Raw genomic sequence first — 24,599 nt, forward strand, 5'->3', positions numbered from 1 at the left:
TCGTGCGCTCTTGTCGCGTCAAGTCCTTGTGGAGAAAACCGTCTGGAATGTGACGACGCTTCTCTCGAAATACTAATCCAATTCGGCTGCACGCATACCCCAATAGGACAATAAAAAGCCAATAAAGGCCGCAGCCGCACAAAACGCAAAACACCAAAACGGGCTTAGGGCCCAGAGGTAACCACAGAGAATTGCCCCGAGTGCTCCGCCCGCACCAAAACATAAAGCGGTATAGAGCGCCTGCCCCTGGCCATGTGTTGCACTGGGGAAAAAGCGCCTTACCCATTCGATGGACACCGCATGAGCTGCACCAAAGGTCAAAGCATGTAAACATTGCAATACAAACAGAGCCAAAAAGAAATCAACCAAAAGAGGCGTCAACAACCAGCGCGCCGCTGCGGTAAATAAGGCGGCCCAAAACAATAAACGCGCGCCAAAACGCCGCAGTAACGCGGGCATATACATAAACAATATGATTTCAGCCAACACACCCAATGCCCAAAGGCCGCCGATCACCATTGAAGAATAACCGCGCTCTTCCAATAAAACAGAGAAAAACGTGTAGTAAGCACCATGACTGATTTGTAAAAAGAATGAGGCGATAAAAAACACCCAAACTTCACGCCGCCATAAGATATCGATAAAACGGCTTTCGGAATCACTGTGAGCATCATGATGTGTTTGATAGCTCGACGTCGATTCAGACACGGTCAAACTCGACACCCAAATGGCGACCAACAGCACCAATAGCGCTAAGGGCAACAAACTGATTGAGAACGCATCAAAGAGCGCACCCAGCAACACGACCGCCACAATAAAGCCAACCGAGCCCCATAAGCGAATGCGACTGTATTGCTCAGGTGTTTCCTCTAAATGATCGAGCGTGACAACTTCGAATTGGGCAAGCACCGCATTCCAGAAAAAGCTGTAGGCGATCACAACGGCAAACATAGCGGCAAAACTTTCCTGCCAGAACACCCCCAGAAAACAAATCGCTGCGATACAACTGCCCCAACGAATAATGCGTAAACGCTGCCCGGTTTTGTCTGCCAACCAACCCCAAATATTGGGGGCCACGATTCGGGATATGGCCAGCGCGGCCATGACATAACCAATTTCCTGGGCCGAATAATCAATGCTTTGAAGATACAAACTCCAAAACGGCACCAGGGCACCCAACACGGCGAAGTAGAAAAAATAAAATATGGATAAACGCCAATAAGGAATGCGGCTGCCGGCGGATTCGCCGACATGATTCTGCCCATCAAGCATAGTGAATTATTCTGGACCTCAAGCTTGGGGAGGAATAACAGGGATATTATGCTGCACGGTTCCGTTCTGACCTCGGTGACGCAATAAATGATCCATCAGAACCAGCGCCATCATGGCCTCGGCAATTGGCGTTGCCCGTATGCCCACGCAAGGGTCATGGCGCCCTTTGGTCACAACCTCAACCGGCTCACCATGCACGTTCACACTGCGACCAGGAATGTGCATACTGGATGTCGGCTTAAGGGCGATATGGGCAATGAGATCCTGGCCGGTGGAAATTCCGCCAAGCACTCCGCCAGCGCGATTCGACAAAAAGCCCTCGGGTGTGATTTCGTCACGGTGCTCCGTGCCCAGCTGTTCAACACTGTCGAAACCCGCTCCAATCTCAACACCTTTCACAGCGTTAATCCCCATCAGGGCATGAGCCAAATCGGCATCCAAACGATCGAAGATGGGCTCACCCAATCCCGGAATCATGCCGGTGGCCACCACCGAAATCTTCGCGCCGATAGAATTACCTTTCAGGCCTGCCATATATGACTCCATCTCAGGAACTTTATTGGCATCCGGGCAGAAAAAGGCATTGTTCTCGACTTCATCCCAATCGAACTGCTCGATTTTAATCGGCCCCAACTGGGATAAGTAAGCACGCACCTGAATGCCACATTCCTGAGCAAGGTATTTTTTGGCCACTGCACCAGCCGCCACACGCATGGCGGTTTCACGAGCAGAGGACCGCCCGCCACCTCGGTAATCGCGTACACCGTATTTTTGCATATAGGTGTAGTCAGCGTGCGCCGGACGATATTGGTCTTTGATATTGGAGTAGTCCTTGGAACGCTGATCCGTATTCATAATCTGCAAACCGATAGGCGTACCCGTCGTCTTGCCTTCGAACACGCCCGACAAGATCTGCACTTCATCCGGCTCTTTTCTTTGTGTCTCATATCGGTTTTTACCCGGACGACGACGATCCAAATCGTGCTGCAAATCCGCTTCTGAGAGTTCCAGGCCCGGAGGACAGCCATCGATGATGGCACCCAGCGCCAGGCCGTGGCTTTCACCGAAAGTGGTCACCGTGAAAAGTTTTCCGAAGCTATTACCGGACATAATGCTCTACTACCTTGATTGATCAATTGCTATGTAAATAAGCCAGCGACGCCAGCGTTTGTATCAAGCCTGCATTGGGCTTGTCATTGTAATATCTTGTTAAAAACGTATACCCAGCGGCCCCAAAGCCGATTACGAAAGTTCGACAAGCTGTTCTTTAAACAACAGAAAAACGCCGTGGCCACCTCGTTCAAACTCAATCCAGGTGAAAGGCAGCTGCGGGAAAGCCTTTTCAAGGGCGGGCCAACTATTACCCACTTCCACGAGCAAGGCCCCACCATCGTTCAAATGTTCAGCGGCTTCATTCAGCAAGCGACGGGTAAAATCCAGACCGTCCTCACCCGAGCCCAGAGCAATTTCAGGCTCTTGTTGATACTCGTCGGGCATACTGGCCAAATCTTCCGCATTCACATACGGCGGATTACTGACGATCAAATCGTAACGCTCCCCTTTCAAGCCTGCAAATAAATCACTTTCTACCGCCCGAACACGGTCCTGCAGCTGATGACGGGCTATGTTCTTTTCTGCCATCTGAACAGCCGCCGGGGAAATATCACTCAGATCGACTTCAGCCCACTCGAAGGCATAGGCACAGGCGATACCAATACAGCCACTTCCAGTACACAGATCCAAAACTCGGTTAGGCGCCTCATGCAGCCAGGGATGAAACCCCTGCTCAATCAACTCGGCAATGGGGGAACGTGGCACCAAAACCTGTTCATTAACAGCAAACGACAAACCACAGAAATAGGCCTGGCCAGTTAAATACGCCACTGGAATACGCTCATTCACGCGGCGCTCGATGCGCTCGACCAGCACGCTTCGCTCCGCCATACTAAGGCGCGCCGACAGGCTGTCCTTATCGATGTCCCAGGGTAGGTGCAAACTCTGCAGTACCAACGCTGTGGCTTCATCCCAGGCATTATCCGTACCGTGTCCGAAATACAGCTCAGCATCACTGAAACGGGAAGCTCCCCAGCGAATATAGTCTCGGATGGTGTGTAGATCTTGTTCAACAGCCATGGGGCAGCGCTTTCCTTCAAATTCAAAGAGGCGCTATTGTACGGGAAATAGAATCCGGGCAATAGAGCGCATAGGGCCCGCCTGACACTCGAACACGCCCTGCCACTGCACCCTACATACTCAACGCCCAGGCACAAAAAAGGGCTGCCAGGCAGCCCTTGGGTATCTCTCTGCGAGATTGGATTATTTCAGCTGTGACAACAAGTAAGCGTAGGCCAGTGCGCTGAGCTCTGCTCGCTGCTTGATGTCCGCCGCACCGGCGTGACCACCTTCGATGTTTTCGTAGTACAGCACATCGTGCCCCTGGCTTTCCATCAGTGCAACCATCTTACGGGCATGCGCCGGGTGCACACGATCGTCGCGGGTTGATGTGGTAAAGAACACTTTCGGATACTTCGTATCCTTGCTGACATTGTGATAGGGCGAGAAAGTCTTGATAAAGTCCCATTCTTCCGCAATGTCAGGATTACCGTACTCGGCCATCCAGCTCGCACCAGCCAGCAGCTTGTTGTAACGCTTCATGTCTAACAAAGGAACCTGACAAACCACGGCGTTATACAGATCGGGACGACGGGTAAAGGCGTTCCCCATCAACAGACCACCATTGCTTCCCCCTTGAATCCCCAGATGCTTGGGAGAGGTGATCTTGCGAGCAATCAAATCTTCAGCAATCGCCTCAAAGTCTTCATAGGCTTTATGGCGATTTTCTTTCAAAGCCGCCTGATGCCAAGCTGGGCCAAACTCACCACCACCGCGAATGTTCGACAACACATACACACCGCCCTGCTCTAGCCAGTTCTTACCGATGGTTGCAGAGTAACGTGGCAGCAGAGAAATTTCGAAACCACCGTAGCCATACAGCAATGTGGGATTTTTGCCGTTGAACTTCAGTTGTTTATCCATCACGACAAAGTAAGGAACCTGAGTACCGTCTTTTGAGGTTGCTTTAAACTGCTCAACTTTGAAACGCTCACCATCAAACATGGACGGCGATGATTTGACTTTCTCTTTACCTGTTTTGCCTTCATTGAACAAGTACAGGGTAGACGGCTCAATAAAGCTGGAATAGCTAACCAGGAAATCTTCATAACGGTCATCGACATCCACCAGCCCCACAACCGCTTTGTCGTCTAACTCCAGGCGGTGCTCGCTCCACTTGCCATCTTTAGCTGGGGTATAACGAACCACTGAGCTGCGCACATTGTCCAACCAGCTGATCAGCAAACTGTTCTTGGTAAAGGCAACACCTTTGATGGTTTTCCCTTCGGACGGCGCTTGGAATAATTTGAAACTGGCCTTACCCGCTTTAATGTCGGCAAGACTGGAGTACAACAACGAACCCTGCTTGAAGCGCTTTCCATTGTGCTTCCAATCAGACTTCAGCAACAAATACACATTGCCTTTGAACAGACCTTCCACATCGGAATCGCTGGGAATATCAACGGCTGTCAGTTTTTCATCGGCGTACACGTAGGTAGTGGCGTTATAAAAATCCGTCGCATCGTTAATAAATACCGTAGTTTCTTTGCCCTTGCCTAAGGTATAAGCACGTGCAGACACCGAAGCCTGCTCAGCTTCATAAACGGTCTTACCGTTTTTAAACCCTTTGCCGCGATGCCACATTTTCAAAACACGGGGATAACCGGAATCGGTCAGGCTTTTACCATCGCCAAAATCAGTGCCAACAATCAGAGTGTCTTTATCCAACCACTCAATATCAGACTTAGCCTCGGGAAGGTATAACCCCCCTTGAATAAACTCAGCCTTTTCCAAATCAAATTCACGGTACTCAACCGCATCGGCGCCACCACGAGACAAAGCCACCATACAACGGGTGTATTCGGGTTGCAGGCAGTTCATGCCTTTGTAAACCCAGTTCACGTCTTCTTTTTTACCCAGTGCATCAATATCCAAAACGGTTTCCCACTTTGGCTTGTCTTTTTTGTATTCACTCAGGGTCGCGCGGCGATACAAACCACGGGGGTTATCGGAATCACGCCAGAAATTGTAGTAGTAGTTACCGTTGCGACTCGCATAGGGGATGCGGTCTTTGTTGTTCAGAACTTCCAGAGCATTGTCTACCAGCCCCTGAAAGCCTGGATATTGTTTGATGTCCGCCAAAGAACGCTTGTTCTTTTCTGCGACCCAGGCCAGTTGCTTTTCGCCCTCAACCTCTTCCAACCACATAAACGGGTCTTTTTCAGCCGCCAGGGATACACTGGCAGAGAGTGTGCTTACGCCAAAGGCGAGTACAGCCCCAAGGTGTTTATTCATAACGTTCTCGCTTCCGAAGTTATCGTTTTTTTGCCTACAATAAATAAAAACGAGGGACAGGCCCCAACCCTCAGTTGAAGACCGGATTCAGAAGCGGCTCGGGAGACCGAGCACGCCAGGGCGAGTGAAATTTGAGATTAACGCAACAATAAGTCCAAACGTGCGCTCTCGGGGCGGGATTTCAAGGGTGCCAGATCGGCAAGATTGTGTGTTTGCACCCGTTGTCCAGCAATACCTGCCTGCACGAGCGCCGTTTTGACGTGGTTCAACATGCTTCCGGCCATGGCCTCGGCTTGAGTCGAATCATAGTGATGAGCCACCGCATCCAATTGTTGTGTCGGATGGGCATGCAACACCTCCGTGATCAGCCTCGTCCACTCTGCGGTCAACTGACCGTTCTCATCCAACTGCCCTGCGCTCTGGCTTAAGCGCAAGACACCACTCGCCCGCCATTGCTTCCACAATTCCTCAGCGCTGGCCAACACCGGCGCGCTCTGATCTGACGCCGCGCGGCTCAACCATTCCTGCTGTAAGTAAATACGCTGATTCCCCCGGCGCACCAGATACAACAAGGCAAAGTGCTCTTTCCCGCCAGAACGCCAACGGAAGCTGCTCAAGCGCTGGGAATCTTCACGGCCGTACAATTGATATATGCCGAAAAAGCGATTGGCCCAGTTATTACTGCGCCCACAGTCACGCCCCTGACAACTGAAGAGAGTTTGCGCCCCTTGCGCCACTAATGACTCACGATACGCCGCATATACCGCCGATTCACTCTGTTCAGGATCGAATTCCAAGGTTCGGCGCTGCAAATCCCCCGCAAATTCACGAGACTGCTCTGGCTGCCAGAGGCCATCGACTCGCTCAATCGGCCCCAAGGGTAACACCCAATCTTCGCGCGTTTGCTGCTGCTCATAAATCACGCGCTTGGCTTTTACATCACTTTCCGGCCAAGCTTTCGCATGGAGCCTAGTGGCCGACAAAGCACTGACCATGGCCATACAGACAAGCACTAAGAACACCTTACTCGATACACTCATAATATTCCTTGTTGCACTGTCGGGCTCCCGTGAGCCTGTAAGTGATTAGCCTAGGATAGCATCCATCAGTTGAGCGATGTCCTTCTGTTGGGATTCCATGTGCAAAAAGTGGCCGCCCTCAAAGGAATGCCGTTCAATATGCTGGATGCGACGCAGCAGCCCTTCTTGCTTGGCAATGTACTTCTGTAAGCCTTCGCTGGCCGCAATCAAACAGCATTGCGCCGAAATTCGATCAAAGAAGGCTTCAATCTGTTGTTGTCCCAATTTCAATGCCGAAGCCGACATCAGTCTCGGATCACTGCTCCAAGTATACCCGCCAGCAACCGGTTTGATGCCTCGTTCAACAATCAACCGCGCCGCCTCACTTGAGATGGTATGCAGCCCTTTTTGCCTGGCCGCAATCGCCGTTTCCACATCATTAAATACTGACGTCGCCTTATCCTGTCGGCGCGCAACATCGAGAATCGATTTAGCCAATTGGCCCGGCGTGTCTTCTGCCGCCACGGGGCCAGGGGCCAAAGCATCAATCAGACCCAAACCCAGAATACGCTCAGGAAAAGTACCCGCCGCCAAGGCACCAATAATCGCGCCACGGGAATGGCCGACTATATTGAATTCCTGCCAGCCCAGGCTGTCGGCAATTGCGAAGATGTCACCGATATCCTGCCAGATATTGTAGGCAAGCCCCGGTGCGATATGGGAGCTGTGACCGTGACCGGCAGTATCCAGTGCAATAAAGTGCACATCCTCCAGGTGTTGTGTCATCGGCGCAAAACTGGCGCTGTTGTCCAACCAACCGTGAATCGCCAACACTTTGCGGCCACCGGGCTTTCCCCATTCCTGAGCGGCGACCACTCGATCAAAAACGTCAAAATGAATATCCCGTCCGCGTTCTTCCTGCAATGCTGTTACTCCTGAATGTGTTGACGTCGTGCGAATATTTCGTCGGCACGCGTTTGAACCTTGAAACCTGGGCGGGTACTACGGTTGATGCAATGCAAGCAAATCCATACAAGCGGGCAAACAATCATCACCCTCCAGACACGCCAGCGCACTGGTGCCCATCATGTGTCGACCGGGCGTTAAGCCCGCCAGAATATTCGTCACCTGCCCTACGAGCGGCTGATGGCTGACACACAGTAAATCACGAGTCGGCTGCTGCGCAAACCACTGTTCAATGCGGGCAATGGTTTGTTCCGGTGCACTCTCAGAACGTAATTCCAACCAGGGCGATTGCTCAATCGCGTCGGTTTCACTTTTATCCAAACCCAGTTCTTGCGCGGCGATTAAGGCCGTTTGCTGTGCTCGCACATAGGGACTGCTGACGATTGCCGGCGGATATTCTAAGGATACAAGATGCTCTTGCACGATCTGCGCCGTTTCAAGCCGGCCACGCTCGGTGAGTTCGCGCTCAGCATCGCTTGCCGCCTGGTAGGAGGCTTGACCGTGCCGTAAAATAAACAAACGCATAAGGCGAGTCCCATTCCTGTTCCAATGTTTTCCCGATTCCTTTCAATGAAGCCGCTTAATACAAGCTATTGACAGGCCCCTTACAAACACGGAAACGTATTCAATATTATTAGGCTGGCCAATCTCGAAAGGGAAAAGGTTTATCTTCGCTGACAAACGTCAAAAAACGCCAGCTTTGCAATACAAACTGGGCACAAGATTCAGAAAACTCAACCATTGCTGTGTTTGCCTGTCCCTGAATAAGAACAATAAAAAATTGCACGACAGCAACGATTCCCAAAACCAACAACACTAGCTTCAAAACAATGGCATAAACCACCATAAAAGCTAGCCGAATCCAGATTTCGGGGCCCAGTAAAGAATACTTCTGGGGCATGTGTGAATCACTCATGGAAACTCCTTCGCAGGTTTAGCAAGAGTGTGAAAAGATACTAAAGGTTTTTTTGAGAGTACTCAACGTCGGTATTTTGTTCGCCGCCCATGAGTTTATCGGCGACATCGGCAATGCTGTAATCTTCGAACAAAATGCCGTGCAACGCACTGGCCAGCGGCATATACACACCGAGCTCGTCGGCTTTTTGCTTCACTAACCTGAGGGTATTGACCCCTTCTACCGCCTGGCCAATATCCGCCTCGGCCTGTTCCAGGGATTGCCCGTGCGCAATCGCCATACCCAAACGGTAGTTACGACTGAGATCGGAAGTACAGGTCAAAATCAGATCGCCGACACCGGCCAGTCCCAAAAAAGTCATGGGATCAGCATCCATATGTTTTGCAAACCGCCCCATTTCCGCGAGAGCGCGCGTCAACAACATGGCGATCGTATTATGACCGCAGCCCAAGGCCGTTGCTAACCCCGTCACGATGGCGTAGATATTTTTAAGCGCCCCACCCAGCTCGACACCATAACGGTCACTGTTGGCGTACAAGCGAAAAGTATTGGAACAGAGTAGCTCTTGAATACAACTAATCAGCGCTTCGTCTTCACTGGCGATTACCGAGCCGGTTTGCTGATGAGCAACAATTTCCTTCGCAAAATTTGGGCCGCTTAAGACACCGATACGTGCATCGTTCAATTCCTGCTCAAGCACCTGACTCATCAAGGTGAAGCCACTGGGCTCAATTCCTTTCGTGGTGCTGATTACCATGGTGCCCGTTTTTAACATGGGCGCCACCAAACGGGCGACTTCTCGAAAAGACTTACTGGGAATGGCAATAAAAACCACATCGGCAGAGCCCACGGCTTCTTGTAAGTCAGCACAGGCCGTTAGATTGTCACTGAGCAGATAACCGGGTAGATACTCACTGTTTTCACGCGCCAGCTGAACTTTCTCAGCACGCGCCTTATTGCGCATCCACTGATAGGTTTTGTGGCCGTTACTGGCTGCGATATTGGCAATTGCCGTACCGAAACTGCCACCACCGAGAACCGCGACCTGCTGTGGATTTGTCATGCGCCTGAAACCTTTATCGATTGGAATTGTTATTGTTTCGTCAACACCTTCAAAGACAACCTTATGACAGAAACTTCTGTCAAAAAGCGTTCAGAAAGCGATTAAACACGAATCACAGGACACACGTTTATGTTCCTGTGACTCGTTCACTATAACAACTTAGTGGCTGAGTTCTAATAAAAGTTTATTCAGCTTTTGCACATAATTGGCCGGATCGTCCAATTGACCGCCCTCGGCCAGATTGGCTTGATCAAACAGAATACCTACTAGATCCGCAAAGCGATCTTCATCGGACTCCTGATCCAGCTTGGCAACCAATGGATGTTCAGGATTGAGCTCCAGGTTTGGCTTGCTGTCCGGCACGGCTTGGCCAGCTTGCTCAAGCAAGCGACGCATCTGGGCTCCCATATCCTGCTCGTTCACCACCAGACAGGCCGGGGAATCGGTCAAACGGTGTGTGATGCGCACATCATCCACGCGATCTTTCAGCGCCTCTTTGGCGCGTTCGATCAGGGACTCAAATTGCTTCTCAGATTCTTCCTGGGCTTTTTTATCTTCATCGCTTTCCAACTCACCCAGGTCCAATGCGCCCTTACCTACGTCCTGGAAGGATTTGCCGTCAAAGTCCATCATATGACTCATCAGCCAATCATCCACTCGATCACTCAGCAACAGCACCTCAATGCCTTTTTTGCGGAACACCTCCAGATGCGGGCTGTTTTTCGCCGTGTTGAAATTCTCGGCCGCAACATAATAAATTTTGTCCTGACCTTCTTGCATGCGCCCCACATAATCTTCCAGAGACTGATCTTGATCAGCCTTATCGGTGTGGGTACTGGCAAAACGGAACAGTTTCGCAATTTTTTCTTTATTGGCGAAATCTTCAGCCGGGCCTTCTTTCAACACCTGACCAAATTCCGTCCAGAACTCAGCGTACTGCTCAGGCTCCTTGCTCGCCATTTTGCTCAGGGTATCCAACACACGCTTGGTTAGCGCTGAACGCATGGCATCGATGTTCGGGTCTTTCTGTAGAATCTCGCGGCTAACGTTCAAGGACAAGTCATTGGAATCGACAACACCCTTCACAAAGCGCAAATACATCGGCAGAAACTGTTCCGCATCATCCATGATAAAAGTGCGTTGCACATACAACTTCAAGCCACGGGCAGCATCGCGGTTGTACATATCAAAGGGAGCTTTGGCTGGAATGTATAGCAAACTGGTGTAGTCCAACTTGCCTTCCACTCGATTGTGACTCCACTTAACCGGGTCAGCAAAATCGTGGGAGATGTGCTTGTAAAACTCTTTGTATTCTTCCTCACTGACTTCGCTGCGCGAACGAGTCCAGAGAGCGGTGGCCGTGTTAATGACTTCGTATTCCACTGGCGCCGCTTCTTTCTCTTCGCCCTCTTCATCCATCGCAGGCATGTCCTGCTTCAGCATCTCAACTGGCAGGGAAATATGATCCGAATACTTCTTAATAACGGAACGCAAACGCCAGCCGTCAGCAAACTCAACCGCATCATCTTTCAGATGCAAAACAACGCTGGTGCCACGTTCAGAACGCTCGATGGATTCAACACTGAATTCAGCTTCCCCATCGCATTCCCAATGCACACCTTGATCATTGGCCTCGCCCGCCTTACGGGAAAAGACTTCTACTTTATCCGCAACAATGAAAGCGGAATAAAAGCCTACCCCAAATTGACCGATCAATTGGGAATCTTTCTTTTCGTCACCGGAAAGATTGGACAGAAAGCTGGCCGTCCCGGATTTTGCAATGGTCCCCAAATGCTCGACCACATCGTCGCGATTCATGCCAATACCGTTATCCGCAATGGTGAGCGTTTTGGCGTCTTTATCAAAATCAACACGGATTTTCAGGTTGGCGTCGTTTTCATACAGATCGCCGTTCGACAGGGCTAAAAAGCGCAGTTTGTCGGCCGCGTCTGAAGCATTCGATACCAATTCCCTCAGGAAGATTTCCTTATTGGAATACAAAGAGTGGATCATCAGGTGCAGCAGCTGCTTGGCTTCTGTCTGGAATCCCATGGTTTGTTTTTGTGCATCAACGCTCATCTAAGCATTCTCCTTGGTCAGTCGGTCCACCACTGGGGTGCATAGACCCAGTTATGGGGGCCAATCTCAACTTTTAAAGGGGAATAGCGGAAGCTTTTTCGACAATATTGGCTTGCAGGAGGGATAGCCCGGGGGCGCTCGGCCCCAGGCTGAGGGAAAGGCGGCTAATCGACTAAAAAATGTCCTCTTGCCGTCGCAACGCTTTCATCACGGGAGCGATGCCAGCAGTTGACCGACACGTTCACCAACTTGCGACCCTGGCGCACTACTGTACACAAAGCATACAGCGGCTCCAGGCGACCGGGGCGCACATAATCAACCGAAATATCCACTACCCTCGGGGTCACCTGGGTAGGCAGAGTCATCATCAAGTGCAGACTGGCCGCGAATTCCAAAAAGCCACCAATGGCCCCACCGTGTAAGGCTGGCAGTGTCGGATTACCCACATTCCCCTTACTGGGCGGCAACACATAAAACAGCTCGTCCCCCATCATAAGCGTTTCGATACCAAGCAACTTGGCATAGGGAATCTGCTCAATAATCAGTTCTGGTTTCCATTCCTCACGGGCCTTCTTGCAAGCTTCTGATATTGCGCTCATAAATCCACCTCCACGGCTTCCAGAAACGGCTTAAACTGCTCGCTCAGGTTTTTCAGCACCTCGTCATCAAGGCGAATAAAGTTGGCAACGCAATGCGCGACGGGTCTGTCTTCCTGCCCTTTGGTATAAGCGCGCCCACGCGCAAAAAGAACACTCTGGGAACTGCGGTAAACATCCGCTCGGGCATAGATGTCCTGGCCCGGTTCCGCGACCCCCATATAATCGATGCGTAAATCCATAGTGGGTGTCAAACCAACATCTTCCAACACCGTGGCACAAGCCATGCCGCAACAGGTATCCAACAAGGCGGTAATGGCCCCCCCGTGCACCACACCGGTATCCGGGTTGCCAACCAAGCGTTCACTGTAGGGCAAGCACATTTCACAGGCCCCAGTTTCCAGATGGGTGAACCCCAAACCCAACTGGTGGAAATGATCCCCCTTGTTAGCCGAGACCATCAACTTGGACAGTTTTTTTACCAATACAATATCGACCGCCATACACACCTTCTATTCTGTGATTGTCGTTGCCAGCGGAGAAAAGCCAGCGACGGTAAGCTGTGAGTATAGCCACTTTTAGGTCACAGCCCCAATACAGAATATCCGCGTTACTCGCTCTCTTTCGTAAGAGCAGCCGGTATCAACGCCACTCTACTATTTACTTCAGCACCTTAAATGCTTTCAACTGCTGAAGTACCTTGGCCTTGCGTGCGCCCTGTAGCGCCTTGAAACTATCCGCTTCGACGTTCAAGGCAAAGTAATGGTTACCCTCCGCGTTTTGGACATAGCCAACGTACCAACCAATAAACCGACCCTTAGAGATTGGCCCGGCACCGGTTTTGGCAAACAACCTGACGTTTCCCGCCTGGCCTGTAAACTCGTCAGCAAACCAGTTGGGTTCTTGATCCAGATCCACTTCCATAATGGTCTCAACTGCGGCAAAACTCTTAGCCTTCAAAGGCAATTCCCTGCGCGCCAAACGCCGTAGAAAGCACACTTGTTCAACCGCACTGATTTGCAAGCTGCCGTTCAACCAGAAATCATCCAGACCAGAACTGATGTCGCTATTACCATACTGAAAACCGCTGAGGACACGTTCCATTGCTACCTCACCAATATCCACAGCCAGCTGACGATAAATGGGCAAAGCCGAGGCATGAAAGGCTTCACGCAAGGTAAGCGGCGCTTGATACCAACGCTTGGGCCACCATGATTCAATGGGATAAGCCGAGGTATTCACCGAAAATGTCTGAGACACATCGTTCCATTGCCCGGTTTCGATAGCGATCAAAGTGTTGGCAATCTTAAAACTCGAGTAAGGGGTAAAACGAGTCTCCGCACGCGACCGATTCACAAAATGAAATTTGCCCTCTTCTTCATTGAGCAGTACAAAACTGCAATCTTCATCACAGCTTGAATTCATCTTTTGGGCAAACCCTGGAAGAGCGGTGCCCGAGAATAAAACAAAGGCCAATAATACAAACAAATACACGCAAGGCTTGGATGTCGACATCATTATTTCACTGTTAAAAAAAGCGATTGTTACCTTAGCTAAGGGATACCACCGCTCAAACACCTTAATTTACACGCTTCTACCCAGCGATAGCTCCACTTTCTCAGAAATGCCAAGCGGCGATTGCCATCTTGTCTCAGTCGATCATCGCCGGTATCGTGTATACGACAAGAACAAGACCTGAAAAGTGCCAGCACTTTTGTAAAAAATCGCCACCGATATGGTTCAGCAACTATGGACTTCGATTTTCAAAGCCAGCTGATTAGCAGCCTTGGAAGCGATCACTTTTCCCAGAAATTTTATGATTTCTGGATTCGCTTGCTGTTACTTGATCAATGTACAGCCTGGGAGCTCAAACCCGGCCAGGCCCCTCGCACTCTGGTTTCCGCTCGACCCAATGATCCGGAGCTCATCAAACGTCTCTGTGATTTGTACAGCGAATCCATGTATCGAGGTGATGAGCAACTTCAGCAACTGAAACAAAGCGATACTGGCATTGTGGCTCAAATCAGCACCCAAACGATGGATCAAGGTCAATACCGGCGCTTGTTTTTTGAAGAAGCGGATCTCCAGGAAAAAGTATTTATCCTGAGCCAGCGGGGTGAGCGCTGTTATTACATCAATCTGTACCGCTGTAAAGGAAGAGACTCTTTCAATCAAACCGAGCTCCAACGCTGCCAACAAGCCGCCACTTATGCCTCCGCTCTCCTCGATAAGCATCAACAGCTATTACCCAGCGATCACGGCAGCACAAAGCTCCAACAGGACAAGCTCGAAGAGTTCTTCAGCCAACACCCCGCCGCTTTATCACCACGCGAGGCCCGCACCTGCAGCTTGATCGTCACCGGGCACAGCAACGAGGCTATCGCTCTGATCTTGGAGGTCAGCATTAATACTGCCCGTACGTTTCGGCGTCGGGCCTATGAAAAACTGCAGCTGAGCAGCCAGGCCGAGCTGTTCGCCATTTATCTGGGAAGCGGTTCGTCCTGAATCCCTATTCATCTTTATTCACCTTTGTCATCCCTTGGGGTGACAGACAAATCATGCCGACCTGACCTAAGCTTTCTCCATACGCTAAGGAGTACCGATCATGTCAAACACGCATGCCCCCAACGCTGAGCCGCACCCTTCGATTTTTTACCCTTATAAGGTGTACCCAGTTGAGCCATTGCCCTCTCAAATAGACAGTAACACCCGCCAGGAAGTGTTGATCGTTGGTGCTGGCCCGGTGGGTTTAGCCACAGCATTGGATTTGGCTCGTTTTGGCGTTGCCTCAAGAATCATTGAAGCTGAACGACAGGTCAGTCACGGTAGCCGCGCCATTGTCTTGACCCGACGCTCCATGCAGATCCTTCAAATGCTGGGCTGCGATCAAGCTTTTGTTGAAAAAGGGCTGAGCTGGAGCATGGGGCGCTCTTATTATCGCGGACAAGAGGTCTATCAAATGCAGATGCCCCACAGCGAACACGAGCGCTTCGGGCCAGGCACGAATATCCAACAACAATACATTGAACAATTCCTGGTAGAAGCCGCTGAAAAAAATCCACTGATTCATATTCATTGGGGCCACAAGGTTACGGGCATTCAACAAAGCGATAGCGAGGCAACTCTGACGATCTGCGATGAAGACGGCGAACAGGAATACCGAGCCCCCTGGGTAGTTGCCGCCGATGGCGGACGTTCAACACTTCGCAAGCTGCTCAAGTTGCGCATGGAGGGTGAAGCGTATACCGGCAATTTCGTGATCGCCGATATCAAAGCTGATATCAAATTACCGACCGAACGCCTCTGTTATTTTGATCCCCCCTGGAGTCCAGGCAACAATGTATTAGTGCACCGAGAACCTGAAGGTATTTGGCGCCTGGACTTCCGACTCCCCGAGGGTGAAAGCCCTGAGCATGCTCTGAAAGAAGAACAACTCGCCGAACGCATCCATAACATACTGACCATGATCGGGCAGGAAGTACCCTGGCAGTTAGACTGGGCCACGGTCTACAGCGCCAGCACAAAAACCCTGAGCGATTACCAGAAGCAGCGGGTACTGTTTGCCGGCGATGCCGCACACCTTCTGCCTATTTTCGGCGTGCGCGGGGCCAACACTGGACTGCAAGACGCTAACAATCTCGCCTGGAAATTAGCGCTGCATCTACAGGGAATAGCCGGCCCAGAGCTCCTGCGCAGTTATTCAACTGAACGGGTACAAGCCGCTCGGGAAATTTGCGAAGAAGCCGGGAAGTCAACACGCTTTATGTCGCCTCCAACTCGAGGTGCCCGCTTGCTGCGTGACGCCGTTCTGTCTCTCAGCCTGACGGAATCTTTCGTTCGAGACTTACTGCATTGGCGCACCTCCCGCCCTCACCGCTATTACAACAGTCCACTCAACAGCAGCACTCATACTGGGCACCCTCTGCTGGGCGAAGTTGCTCCCAACGTCAAGCTTGGCGACAACCAGTATCTTCACGATCACATGCTGGCCGGTTTTACCGTTTTGATTTTTCTATCTGAGGAAAAGAGCGAACCGGAGCTAAGCCAAGTCTGTGCACTGCAAGAACTTGAAAACGTATCAATACATCCGATTTTGATTACAGGAACCCATTGTGAACCCGGAGGCTTGCATCACGGCTCACACATTGCCGACCAAGAAGGAGCACTGTTTGAGCATTACGACATTCGGGAAAACAGCCTCTTACTCATACGCCCCGACCAACACATCAGCGGCATTTGGCAAGCAAGCGATAATGAGGAAAGCCCGCTGCAATGGATTCACCAAGCCATTCGCAACACACTATGCCTGACACCCTGTGGAGATCAACATGTTGAATAAAACGCTGAACAATGATGCACTGGAAACCATTTACGATCATCTTTACCAGGCCATCGACACAGCCGGTCCGGAAAAAGAAACTAAAATGCTGACGAAGCTGGCACTGATACTGGCCAATCAGTTAGGAGATTGTGAGCAAGTATTAAGCGCCATTGCGATCGCAGAAAAAGATTTGTAGATCTTCTTACTCCCAAAATTTCAGGCATAAAAAAAGCGAGCCACTGGCTCGCTTTTTCAATCAAACACTTTTCAAACGTTTTACAAACGCTCAATGATGGTGCTGATACCTTGACCCAGACCCACACACATGGTCGACAAACCATAGCGGCCGTCATTCTGACGCATAACGTTCAGCAAAGTACCCGTAATACGAGCACCGGAGCAACCGAATGGATGACCCAAAGCAATGGCACCGCCATGCAGGTTCACTTTTTCTTCCATGCAATCCAGCAGGTTCAAGTCTTTCAACACCGGCAGAGCCTGCGCTGCGAAAGCTTCGTTCAGCTCAACAAAATCGATATCGTCGATCGTGATGCCGGCGCGCTCCAGAGCTTTCTGGGTAGATGGAACAGGACCATAACCCATAATAGATGGATCAACACCAGCAACCGCCATGGCACGGATAACGGCCAATGGCTTGATGCCCAACGCTTCAGCTTTTTCCGCAGACATTACGATCATGCACGAAGCACCATCGGTAATCTGGGAAGAAGAACCCGCAGTCACGGTTCCGCCTTTTGGATTGAAGACCGGCTTCAACTGAGACAAGCCTTCAACGGTCGTTTCAGGGCGAATTGTTTCATCCTGCTCAACCAGCACGCGTGCGCCATTGGCATCGTGACCTTCGATTGGAATGATCTCATCGTTGAAGTTGCCTTCAGTACGCGCCTTATGCGCCAGACGATGGGAGCGTTCAGCGAACTGGTCTTGCTGCTCGCGAGTCATGCCGTGCATTAAGCCCAACATTTCGGCAGTCAACCCCATAGCACCCGCAGCTTTCGCCACATGTTTGGCCAAACGTGGGTTAGGATCAACACCGTGATCCATGGCAACGTGCCCCATGTGCTCAACACCACCAATCACGAACACATCGCCATTATTAGTTTGAATAGCTTGCGCGGCGGTATGTAGAGCTGACATAGATGAACCACACAAACGACTCACGGTTTGCGCCGCTGCTGTGTGAGGAATATCGGTCATCAAAGAAACCATACGGGCAATGTTCATGCCCTGCTCTTTGGTCTGGTTTACACAACCCCAGATCACGTCTTCAACCAAAGCGGGATCGACTTGCGGGTTACGTGCCAACAAACCATTAATCAAATCGGCTGAAATATCTTCCGCGCGACGATTGCGAAAACAGCCGTTTTTAGAGCGACCCATTGGGGTACGGCCAAAATCAATAATTACTGCATCTCTTGGATTTAAGCTCACGTCTTAATCTCCTATTATTTGGCAGGCCTGGCCTGCCAATCACTGTTCGGATTCAGGTCTTTTAAACTGCGCGGAGCTTAAAAGAAAGTTTCGCCATTTTTGGCCATCTCGCGTAGGCGGTCGGTTGCCTGATACATTTCGCCCAACTCGGCGTACTGATCAGCTTTTGCAACAAACTCCGCAACACCCATATCATCAATGTAGTGCAAAGCACCACCACGGAATGGCGGGAAGCCAACACCATAAATCAAAGACATATCGACGTCGTTTGCGGTATCGGCAATACCTTCTTCCAGGCAACGAACCGCTTCCAGACACATAGGAATCATCAAGCGGTCAACAATGGTCTCGGCTTCGAAATCTTTACGCGCGTCAACATTGTCGCCCAGAATATCCCAAACGCTTTCGTCGAAGACTTTCTTCTGACGGCCTTTGCGATCCAACTCATACTTGTAGTAACCGGCATCGTTCTTCTGACCGTAACGACCTGCTTCAAACAGAACTTCAGACGCGCTCTTGTAGTCCGCCGACATACGAGTCGGGAAACCTTCACGCATTACGCTACCGGCGTGCACGCCCGTGTCGATACCAACAACATCACACAAGTATGCAGGGCCCATTGGCCAGCCGAACTTCTCCATCACTTTATCGATTTGAACGAAGTCAGCGCCTTCCTTCACCAGGCCCATAAAGGCACCCATGTAAGGACTCAGAATACGGTTCACCAGGAAGCCTGGGCAGTCGTTAACCACAACTGGCTTTTTACCCATGGCCAGTGCGTAGGCGACAGTACGAGCAACCGCTTCATCGTTGGTCTTTTCACCACGAATAACTTCAACCAGCGGCATCTTGTGCACGGGGTTGAAGAAGTGCATACCACAGAAATCTTCAGGGCGCTTCAAGGCTTCTGCCAGGTAGTTAATGGAGATGGTTGAGGTGTTGGAGGTCAGTACCGCGCCTTCTGCCATCTTACCTTCAACTTCCGCCAAAACCGCATGCTTAACTTTTGGATTCTCTACAACCGCTTCAACAATAATGTCGACGTTCTCCATGCCATCGTAGCTCAGGCTTGGATCAATCATATTAAGAATGCCCGCCATTTTCTCAGCGGTCATACGGCCACGCTGCACGCGAGTCGACAGCAATTTGCTCGCTTCTTTCAGGCCCAAATCCAGACCTTCTTGCGCGATGTCCTTCATGATAATAGGCGTCCCTTTCAGAGCGGATTGGTAAGCAATACCCCCACCCATGATACCGGCGCCCAGTACCGCTGCTTTTTCAACTTTGGCAGTGGATTTCTTGGCCCAGGTCTTACCAGTTTTCGCCAACTCCTGATCACCCAGGAACAAACCAACCAAATTCTTGGCCACTTCGGTTTTCGCCAGCTTGGCAATGCCTTTCGCTTCTTCCGCCAATGCACCATCACGGTCCAGCTTGGCCGCTTTTTGCATAACCTTAATCGCGGTTACCGGTGCGGGGTAATGTGGGCCCGCTTGTCCAGCAACAAACGCTTTAGAGGTTTCAAAGCTCATCATCATTTCGATGTCGTTCAGCTTCAAGGGCTCCAGTTTTTCTTGACGCTTGGCACTGTAGTTCAGTTTGCCAGCAACGGCCTGTTCCAACATCGCCAGACCGACTTCTTTCAGCTTCGCAGGCTCAGCGATGGCATCAACCGCTCCCGCCTTCAGTGCCGCATCAGGCTTTTGCTCTTTACCGGAAGCAATCCACTCAATAGCGTTATCCGCACCAATTAAACGGGGTAGACGAACCGTGCCACCAAAGCCAGGAATAATACCCAATTTGGTTTCAGGCAAACCGACCTTCGCGACGGTAGACATCACACGATAGTCGCAAGCCAATGCCATTTCGAGACCACCGCCCAGAGCAAAACCATTAATGCAACATACACTTGGGAATGGCAGATCTTCGATCACATTGAAAACGGCTTTGTTTGTAGCCAACACGCCTTCAGCGATAGTTTCTTCTGATTCAGAGAAATTGGCACCAAATTCAGAGATATCAGCACCGACGATAAATACGTCTTTACCACTGGTGACCAAAAGGCCTTTTACATTGTCAGCAGAACGCAAGATTTCCGCAGCCTGACGCAACTCATCGGTGGTCAAGGCATTAAATTTATTAACTGAATCGCCTTCGAGATTGAAATTCAACTCAGCAAACCCGTTGTCTAACTGGCTTACCGTTATGGCCTTTCCTGAAAAGATCATCTATCAGCCTCACTTTGTGAATGGAATAAAGTTTGGAACCGCCGCGTCGTATCATCCGCATTAAAGTGCATGCGATACGCCGACATGGCCCAACTTTAGGGTGTCATAAGGTTAAGGATTCACCCAAAACGCTCCAATGGTAAATCCGACCACATTGCCTGACATAAAAGCACGAGCACATCGCCCGTCAGCCCAGGCTAAAACATGGCGCCGCCAAGTATTATCACGTCGATGAATCTAACACTATTCAGCAAGATATGTTGGGAATATGAATCGCCTATGACATTCTAAGTTCGCTGAGAGGCGTTCATTTTCCGGGCGCATCCCCCGATTTCAAGGGCCCTCAGCCCAAATGGCGGCTAAAGCCACCTAGCTACCATGCCCCTGCATGCGTCCGCCGATCTGCAAAATAATAAATGTGAAGACCCAACACCATGAAGTTAAACGACAAAGTTATCGTGATCACCGGTGCCGCCAATGGTATCGGTAAAGCCCTCGCCTATCGCTTTGCCCAGGACGCCCCCAAGCATCTGATCCTGGCCGACATCGACCGTGATAGTCTGGATGCCATTGCCGCCGAACTGCCCATGGCACAGGCCATAGCTTGCGATATTGGTACTGAAGAAGGCGTTCAGCAATTGGTGAATACCACGTTGGAACAATGCGGAGAGATTGATCTTTTCTGTGGTAACGCTGGCATTTTGAGACTCGGCGGAGTGAATACCAGTGAAGCGGATTTCCAAAAAGTATGGGATATCAATGTGCAATCGCACATCTGGGCGGCTCGAGCTGCCCTTCCGAGCATGCTGGAGCGCGGCTCCGGATATTTCCTGATCACCGCCTCGGCGGCCGGTCTGCTGACTCAACTGGGCTCTTTGAGCTATTCCGTCAGTAAACATGCAGCCTTGTCGATCGCAGAATGGCTTGCGGTCACCCATGGCCATCAAGGCATCAAAGTCTCAGCGCTCTGCCCGCAAGCGGTGGAATCGAATATGACCGCAGGCAGCGATGGCAGCGTTGCCGGAATCGATGGTATGCTTCCGGCGGAAACCGTTGCCAACTGTGTGGTCGAAGGTCTGGATAAAGAAGAGTTTTTAATCCTGCCTCACCCCAATGTGAAGCAGTATTTTCAGAATAAAGCCAATGACTATCAACGCTGGTTAGGCGGCATGCAAAAACTGCAGCGTCAGTTTGCGGATTTGATGCCTGAAAACGTGCTTGATGGTGGCCAAGAATTAAAATAAAACGAATAAACAAACGATCAAGGTAGCTATAGCATGGCAAAAGTATTAGCAACCGAACATTTGGGTTTCGGGGTGTATTGTATAGATACGGGAATGGGAAGAGCGGGATTGGCCAGCTGCTATCTCATTGTGCAAGATGGTGAAGCCGCCTTAGTGGAAACAGGAACGCATCTCTGTGTTCCTACCATAATCGAAGCGATAACCGAGCTGGGTATCCGCCTGGAACAACTTCGCTACATCATTCCAACCCATGTGCATCTCGATCACGCTGGTGGTGCAGGCACCTTGATGGCGCAATGCCCTAACGCCAAGTTATTGATTCACCCTCGCGGTGAACGTCATATGGTTGATCCAGAAAAACTCAAGAATGCTACCATCGCGGTCTATGGCGAAGAAATATTTGCCGCCACTTATGGCGACTTAATTGCGATCGATGCAGAACGAGTGATCGCCGTCAACGATGGTGATAGCCATTACCTTGGCGATCGAAAACTTGAATTCCTTGACACTCCTGGACATGCCCGGCACCACTTCTGCATTTATGATGTGATGAGCAAAGGGATTTTCACCGGCGATACCTTTGGGGTGTCCTACCCGGTGCTGAACCAGAACAGCAAGCATGCCTTTATTTTCCCTCCCAGCACACCGGTACACTTCGATCCTCCCGCCTGGAAGGCCAGCATTAAACGCTTGATGTCTCTCAAACCACAACGTGTCTATCTGACCCACTACGGTATGGTGGAACAACTGCCACAGTTAGCCGCTGACCTCATTGAGCAAATTGACACCTACGCTGACTACGCAGCCCAGCGCAAACAGAATGACACTCTCGACAAGATTGAAGAGGATCTTCAACAGGACAGCCTGAGCCGGCTTCGTCAGCGCGAGTGTCAACTCAGCGACGAAGAAATTGACGCATTGATTGGTCTCGACAATAAAATTAATGCGCAAGGTTTAACACATTGGGCGCTCAATAGCTGACCCTCGGCTCACCGGTATTCACGTTGGGCTCAGCCTCGCTGAGCCCAAGCCTCCCTACCCACCTCAATGAACCTTTAGCCGACACTGCCAAACTCTGGCGACACTACGCAATTAGATTCCGTTCAAGATGCGTCAACTCGGCCGATACAGGCACAGTAAAATCAGAAACGAACCATAAGTCTGCGAATGCTTTGGCTTACATAAAATTGTCATCTTTATATTGGAAGGTTGTAGGTCGGCAGGATGCCCACTATTAGCATGAAGCTATTCGACGTGAGTTAAAAAGTATGCGTGGCGAATTGCAAACCATTATTGCTGAGAAGTCAGTCAACAGTCTGTTTCAACCCATTATCGATAAAACCAGTGGTGAAATTTTTGCCTATGAAGCCTTGAGTCGAGGGCCTTCAGACAGTGTTTTACACTCCCCAACCCAATTAATCGAGCAAGCCCAACAGCACGGCCTGCTCACAGCCATTGAGCATCTCTGCCGTGCCCGTGCCGTTGAGCGATTTTGCGACTTGGGCTTGCCAGGGAAATTGTTTCTCAATGTTTCTCCGCAAACCATCCAGCAAGTCGACCACCAGAGAGGACGCACACTGGAGCTGTTGGCGGAATTTGATATCAGCCCGGAACAGATCGTAATCGAACTCACCGAACAGCATCCTGGCAGTGATGAAAATGCCGTTATCAATGCCCTTCAATATTATCAAAAAATGGGTTTTGCCATTGCTCTTGATGATCTTGGGGCAGGTTACTCTTCACTGCGATTATGGTCCCAAGTGAAACCCGAATTCGTAAAAATCGATCGCCATTTTATTGAAGGCATCGAAGCGGACCCGACCAAACAGGAGTTTGTGCGCTCCTTTGTAGAAATAGCTCAGTCGATGCATTGCAAGGTGATCGCTGAAGGGGTTGAAACTGAATCCGAGTTTGAATACCTCTGTCAGTTAAAAGTCGACTACCTACAGGGCTATTTCTTTTGCCGTCCTACCGCCAGACCCCCGACAACCATTCGTTTAAGCCGAGTCGTCCGATCTCTGGCCGGTCGCCGTAACGGTCAGGGCATCTATGCCCGTAACCTCGCCATCCACTCAATACATGTCTCAGAGGAAAATACTGTTGAAGACACGGTACAGTTGTTTTTGAATCGCCCCAGCATTAACTCTATTGCCGTCATTAAAGATAAGAAAGTGACCGGCATTGCCAATCGAAGTCGATTGCAAGGTTTGCTGTCTAAACCCTTTGGGCGCGATCTCTATGCCAACCGACTGATTTCGGCAGTGATGGAAAAAACCCCACTCGTTGTCGACGCCCAGCTTAGTATCGAACAAGTCAGCCGCATGGTAACGTCTCGCGCTCGCTACCATCAGGAAGACGATTTTATTATTTGTGATGAAGGTCATTTCCTGGGCATTGGTCATGTCATCGATCTTCTTAAACAGGTGACGGAACTGCAATTGAAACAAGCCCGTCATGCGAATCCGCTTACTCAACTGCCTGGTTTGATTCCTATCAACGATTGCATGGAACAGTTACTCAGTGCCGAACGTAAGTTTGTGGTGTGCCATTTTGATATCGACAATTTCAAACCTTTTAACGACGTGTACGGTTTCTCAAAGGGTGACGAAGTCATTCTGGCGTTGGGCCAAAGTTTAAAAAGCCACGCCAACAGTAGCAACGACACGGTTGGGCACATTGGCGGGGATGACTTTGTGGTACTGTGGAACAGTGAGGACTGGGCCGATCGCTTGAAGCAAGTCGGTCAAAGTTTCAGTGCGATCAGTCGCGATCTGTATTTGCCCGAACACGTTCAGGCGGGAGGTTTTGAATGCAAGGACCGTTATGATGAAACGCGTTTCTTTCCCCTGACCAGCATTTCCATCGCAGCCTTGGAAATTTCACCTCAACAATTTACCAATGCTTTTGAGATTTCCAGCGCACTGTCGCCACTCAAAGCGGCCGCGAAACAAGTGAGCGGCAATTCTCTGGTATTAAACCAAGCCAGCAATGTGAGCGCTTTATAATTCTTCGGACGCTCACAGCTTGACTTCCGAT

Annotated in this window: 21 protein-coding genes; 6 read left to right on the top strand and 15 right to left on the bottom strand. The window is 50.5% G+C overall.

The features are described from left to right. Positions 1 to 72: 72 nt before the first annotated feature. The 13 genes from ABWW03_RS13135 to ABWW03_RS13195 form a co-directional block, all read right to left on the bottom strand. A complete protein-coding gene (locus ABWW03_RS13135; protein WP_353408790.1) occupies positions 73 to 1,272 on the bottom strand; it encodes an MFS transporter in 1,200 nt (399 codons plus the stop codon). An 18-nt stretch (positions 1,273 to 1,290) separates the two neighbouring features. After that, entirely contained in the window at positions 1,291 to 2,382 is a 1,092-nt protein-coding gene (aroC, locus tag ABWW03_RS13140; protein WP_353408791.1) for a chorismate synthase, read from the bottom strand. A 132-nt stretch (positions 2,383 to 2,514) separates the two neighbouring features. Then, complete coding sequence (prmB, locus tag ABWW03_RS13145; RefSeq protein ID WP_353408792.1) at positions 2,515 to 3,405, bottom strand: 50S ribosomal protein L3 N(5)-glutamine methyltransferase; 891 nt, start codon at positions 3,403 to 3,405, stop codon at positions 2,515 to 2,517. A 183-nt stretch (positions 3,406 to 3,588) separates the two neighbouring features. Then, positions 3,589 to 5,679: a prolyl oligopeptidase family serine peptidase gene (locus ABWW03_RS13150; protein ID WP_353408793.1), complete on the bottom strand. Its 2,091-nt coding sequence runs from the start codon at positions 5,677 to 5,679 to the stop codon at positions 3,589 to 3,591. A 137-nt stretch (positions 5,680 to 5,816) separates the two neighbouring features. Further along, entirely contained in the window at positions 5,817 to 6,719 is a 903-nt protein-coding gene (locus ABWW03_RS13155; protein WP_353408794.1) for a DUF4892 domain-containing protein, read from the bottom strand. Between the two features lie 45 nt (positions 6,720 to 6,764). After that, positions 6,765 to 7,622, bottom strand: coding sequence for an alpha/beta fold hydrolase (locus tag ABWW03_RS13160; RefSeq protein ID WP_353408795.1), 858 nt, complete (start codon positions 7,620 to 7,622; stop codon positions 6,765 to 6,767). A 78-nt stretch (positions 7,623 to 7,700) separates the two neighbouring features. Then, positions 7,701 to 8,189 carry a phosphohistidine phosphatase SixA gene (gene sixA, locus ABWW03_RS13165; RefSeq protein ID WP_353408796.1) on the bottom strand — a complete coding sequence of 163 codons (489 nt, stop codon included), beginning with the start codon at positions 8,187 to 8,189 and terminating at the stop codon, positions 7,701 to 7,703. Between the two features lie 109 nt (positions 8,190 to 8,298). After that, entirely contained in the window at positions 8,299 to 8,580 is a 282-nt protein-coding gene (locus tag ABWW03_RS13170; protein ID WP_353408797.1) for a DUF4389 domain-containing protein, read from the bottom strand. A gap of 40 nt (positions 8,581 to 8,620) precedes the next feature. Next, on the bottom strand, positions 8,621 to 9,643 hold the full coding sequence (locus ABWW03_RS13175) for an NAD(P)H-dependent glycerol-3-phosphate dehydrogenase (RefSeq protein ID WP_353408798.1): 1,023 nt from the start codon (positions 9,641 to 9,643) through the stop codon (positions 8,621 to 8,623). 159 nt (positions 9,644 to 9,802) lie between these two features. Then, positions 9,803 to 11,722, bottom strand: coding sequence for a molecular chaperone HtpG (htpG, locus tag ABWW03_RS13180; RefSeq protein WP_353408800.1), 1,920 nt, complete (start codon positions 11,720 to 11,722; stop codon positions 9,803 to 9,805). 164 nt (positions 11,723 to 11,886) lie between these two features. After that, positions 11,887 to 12,321, bottom strand: a complete 435-nt coding sequence (locus ABWW03_RS13185; protein ID WP_353408802.1) for a PaaI family thioesterase — start codon at positions 12,319 to 12,321, stop codon at positions 11,887 to 11,889. Beyond that, the gene (locus tag ABWW03_RS13190; RefSeq protein ID WP_353408804.1) at positions 12,318 to 12,821 is read right to left on the bottom strand and encodes a PaaI family thioesterase; all 504 of its coding nucleotides are present in this window, start codon (positions 12,819 to 12,821) and stop codon (positions 12,318 to 12,320) included. The genes ABWW03_RS13185 and ABWW03_RS13190 overlap by 4 nt, the downstream gene beginning before the upstream one ends. A 157-nt stretch (positions 12,822 to 12,978) precedes the next feature. Continuing rightward, positions 12,979 to 13,743 carry a penicillin-binding transpeptidase domain-containing protein gene (locus tag ABWW03_RS13195; protein ID WP_353408806.1) on the bottom strand — a complete coding sequence of 255 codons (765 nt, stop codon included), beginning with the start codon at positions 13,741 to 13,743 and terminating at the stop codon, positions 12,979 to 12,981. 324 nt (positions 13,744 to 14,067) lie between these two features. On the opposite strand from ABWW03_RS13195, the gene ABWW03_RS13200 reads away from it, so the two are divergent. The 3 genes from ABWW03_RS13200 (at position 14,068) to ABWW03_RS13210 (ending at position 16,835) form a co-directional block, all read left to right on the top strand. Next, entirely contained in the window at positions 14,068 to 14,823 is a 756-nt protein-coding gene (locus tag ABWW03_RS13200) for a helix-turn-helix transcriptional regulator (RefSeq protein ID WP_353408808.1), read from the top strand. 100 nt (positions 14,824 to 14,923) lie between these two features. Then, positions 14,924 to 16,657 carry an FAD-dependent monooxygenase gene (locus tag ABWW03_RS13205; protein ID WP_353408810.1) on the top strand — a complete coding sequence of 578 codons (1,734 nt, stop codon included), beginning with the start codon at positions 14,924 to 14,926 and terminating at the stop codon, positions 16,655 to 16,657. Further along, the gene (locus tag ABWW03_RS13210; RefSeq protein WP_353408812.1) at positions 16,647 to 16,835 is read left to right on the top strand and encodes a DUF2783 domain-containing protein; all 189 of its coding nucleotides are present in this window, start codon (positions 16,647 to 16,649) and stop codon (positions 16,833 to 16,835) included. Before ABWW03_RS13205 ends, ABWW03_RS13210 begins: the two co-directional genes overlap by 11 nt. Before the next feature lie 80 nt (positions 16,836 to 16,915). Here ABWW03_RS13210 and fadA read toward each other — a convergent pair whose 3' ends face one another. Both fadA and fadB read right to left on the bottom strand, forming a co-directional pair. Then, positions 16,916 to 18,091 (bottom strand): acetyl-CoA C-acyltransferase FadA, encoded by a 1,176-nt coding sequence (gene fadA / locus ABWW03_RS13215; protein WP_353408814.1) that lies wholly within the window; start codon positions 18,089 to 18,091, stop codon positions 16,916 to 16,918. 77 nt (positions 18,092 to 18,168) lie between these two features. Further along, positions 18,169 to 20,319: a fatty acid oxidation complex subunit alpha FadB gene (gene fadB / locus ABWW03_RS13220; protein WP_353408816.1), complete on the bottom strand. Its 2,151-nt coding sequence runs from the start codon at positions 20,317 to 20,319 to the stop codon at positions 18,169 to 18,171. Between the two features lie 434 nt (positions 20,320 to 20,753). On the opposite strand from fadB, the gene ABWW03_RS13225 reads away from it, so the two are divergent. The 3 genes from ABWW03_RS13225 (at position 20,754) to ABWW03_RS13235 (ending at position 24,568) form a co-directional block, all read left to right on the top strand. Next, the gene (locus tag ABWW03_RS13225) at positions 20,754 to 21,563 is read left to right on the top strand and encodes an SDR family NAD(P)-dependent oxidoreductase (RefSeq protein ID WP_353408818.1); all 810 of its coding nucleotides are present in this window, start codon (positions 20,754 to 20,756) and stop codon (positions 21,561 to 21,563) included. A gap of 33 nt (positions 21,564 to 21,596) precedes the next feature. Beyond that, positions 21,597 to 22,544 (top strand): MBL fold metallo-hydrolase, encoded by a 948-nt coding sequence (locus ABWW03_RS13230; RefSeq protein WP_353408820.1) that lies wholly within the window; start codon positions 21,597 to 21,599, stop codon positions 22,542 to 22,544. A 287-nt stretch (positions 22,545 to 22,831) separates the two neighbouring features. Beyond that, positions 22,832 to 24,568 (top strand): bifunctional diguanylate cyclase/phosphodiesterase, encoded by a 1,737-nt coding sequence (locus ABWW03_RS13235; RefSeq protein WP_353408822.1) that lies wholly within the window; start codon positions 22,832 to 22,834, stop codon positions 24,566 to 24,568. Positions 24,569 to 24,599: the final 31 nt, after the last annotated feature.

The organism is Pseudoteredinibacter isoporae (genome assembly GCF_040372805.1).
GTDB classification, from domain to species: domain Bacteria; phylum Pseudomonadota; class Gammaproteobacteria; order Pseudomonadales; family Cellvibrionaceae; genus Pseudoteredinibacter; species Pseudoteredinibacter isoporae_A.

What these genes read in the sequence shown, in the direction of transcription:
- ABWW03_RS13230 (WP_353408820.1), top strand. Translation starts at nt 21,597, where the DNA reads ATGGCAAAAGTATTAGCAACCGAACATTTGGGTTTCGGGGTGTATTGT.
- ABWW03_RS13185 (WP_353408802.1), bottom strand. Translation starts at nt 12,321, where the DNA reads ATGAGCGCAATATCAGAAGCTTGCAAGAAGGCCCGTGAGGAATGGAAA.
- ABWW03_RS13150 (WP_353408793.1), bottom strand. Translation starts at nt 5,679, where the DNA reads ATGAATAAACACCTTGGGGCTGTACTCGCCTTTGGCGTAAGCACACTC.
- ABWW03_RS13170 (WP_353408797.1), bottom strand. Translation starts at nt 8,580, where the DNA reads ATGAGTGATTCACACATGCCCCAGAAGTATTCTTTACTGGGCCCCGAA.
- ABWW03_RS13225 (WP_353408818.1), top strand. Translation starts at nt 20,754, where the DNA reads ATGAAGTTAAACGACAAAGTTATCGTGATCACCGGTGCCGCCAATGGT.
- ABWW03_RS13175 (WP_353408798.1), bottom strand. Translation starts at nt 9,643, where the DNA reads ATGACAAATCCACAGCAGGTCGCGGTTCTCGGTGGTGGCAGTTTCGGT.
- ABWW03_RS13190 (WP_353408804.1), bottom strand. Translation starts at nt 12,821, where the DNA reads ATGGCGGTCGATATTGTATTGGTAAAAAAACTGTCCAAGTTGATGGTC.
- ABWW03_RS13205 (WP_353408810.1), top strand. Translation starts at nt 14,924, where the DNA reads ATGTCAAACACGCATGCCCCCAACGCTGAGCCGCACCCTTCGATTTTT.
- ABWW03_RS13195 (WP_353408806.1), bottom strand. Translation starts at nt 13,743, where the DNA reads ATGAATTCAAGCTGTGATGAAGATTGCAGTTTTGTACTGCTCAATGAA.
- ABWW03_RS13135 (WP_353408790.1), bottom strand. Translation starts at nt 1,272, where the DNA reads ATGCTTGATGGGCAGAATCATGTCGGCGAATCCGCCGGCAGCCGCATT.
- prmB (WP_353408792.1), bottom strand. Translation starts at nt 3,405, where the DNA reads ATGGCTGTTGAACAAGATCTACACACCATCCGAGACTATATTCGCTGG.
- ABWW03_RS13200 (WP_353408808.1), top strand. Translation starts at nt 14,068, where the DNA reads ATGGACTTCGATTTTCAAAGCCAGCTGATTAGCAGCCTTGGAAGCGAT.
- htpG (WP_353408800.1), bottom strand. Translation starts at nt 11,722, where the DNA reads ATGAGCGTTGATGCACAAAAACAAACCATGGGATTCCAGACAGAAGCC.
- fadB (WP_353408816.1), bottom strand. Translation starts at nt 20,319, where the DNA reads ATGATCTTTTCAGGAAAGGCCATAACGGTAAGCCAGTTAGACAACGGG.
- ABWW03_RS13155 (WP_353408794.1), bottom strand. Translation starts at nt 6,719, where the DNA reads ATGAGTGTATCGAGTAAGGTGTTCTTAGTGCTTGTCTGTATGGCCATG.
- aroC (WP_353408791.1), bottom strand. Translation starts at nt 2,382, where the DNA reads ATGTCCGGTAATAGCTTCGGAAAACTTTTCACGGTGACCACTTTCGGT.
- ABWW03_RS13210 (WP_353408812.1), top strand. Translation starts at nt 16,647, where the DNA reads ATGTTGAATAAAACGCTGAACAATGATGCACTGGAAACCATTTACGAT.
- ABWW03_RS13235 (WP_353408822.1), top strand. Translation starts at nt 22,832, where the DNA reads ATGCGTGGCGAATTGCAAACCATTATTGCTGAGAAGTCAGTCAACAGT.
- sixA (WP_353408796.1), bottom strand. Translation starts at nt 8,189, where the DNA reads ATGCGTTTGTTTATTTTACGGCACGGTCAAGCCTCCTACCAGGCGGCA.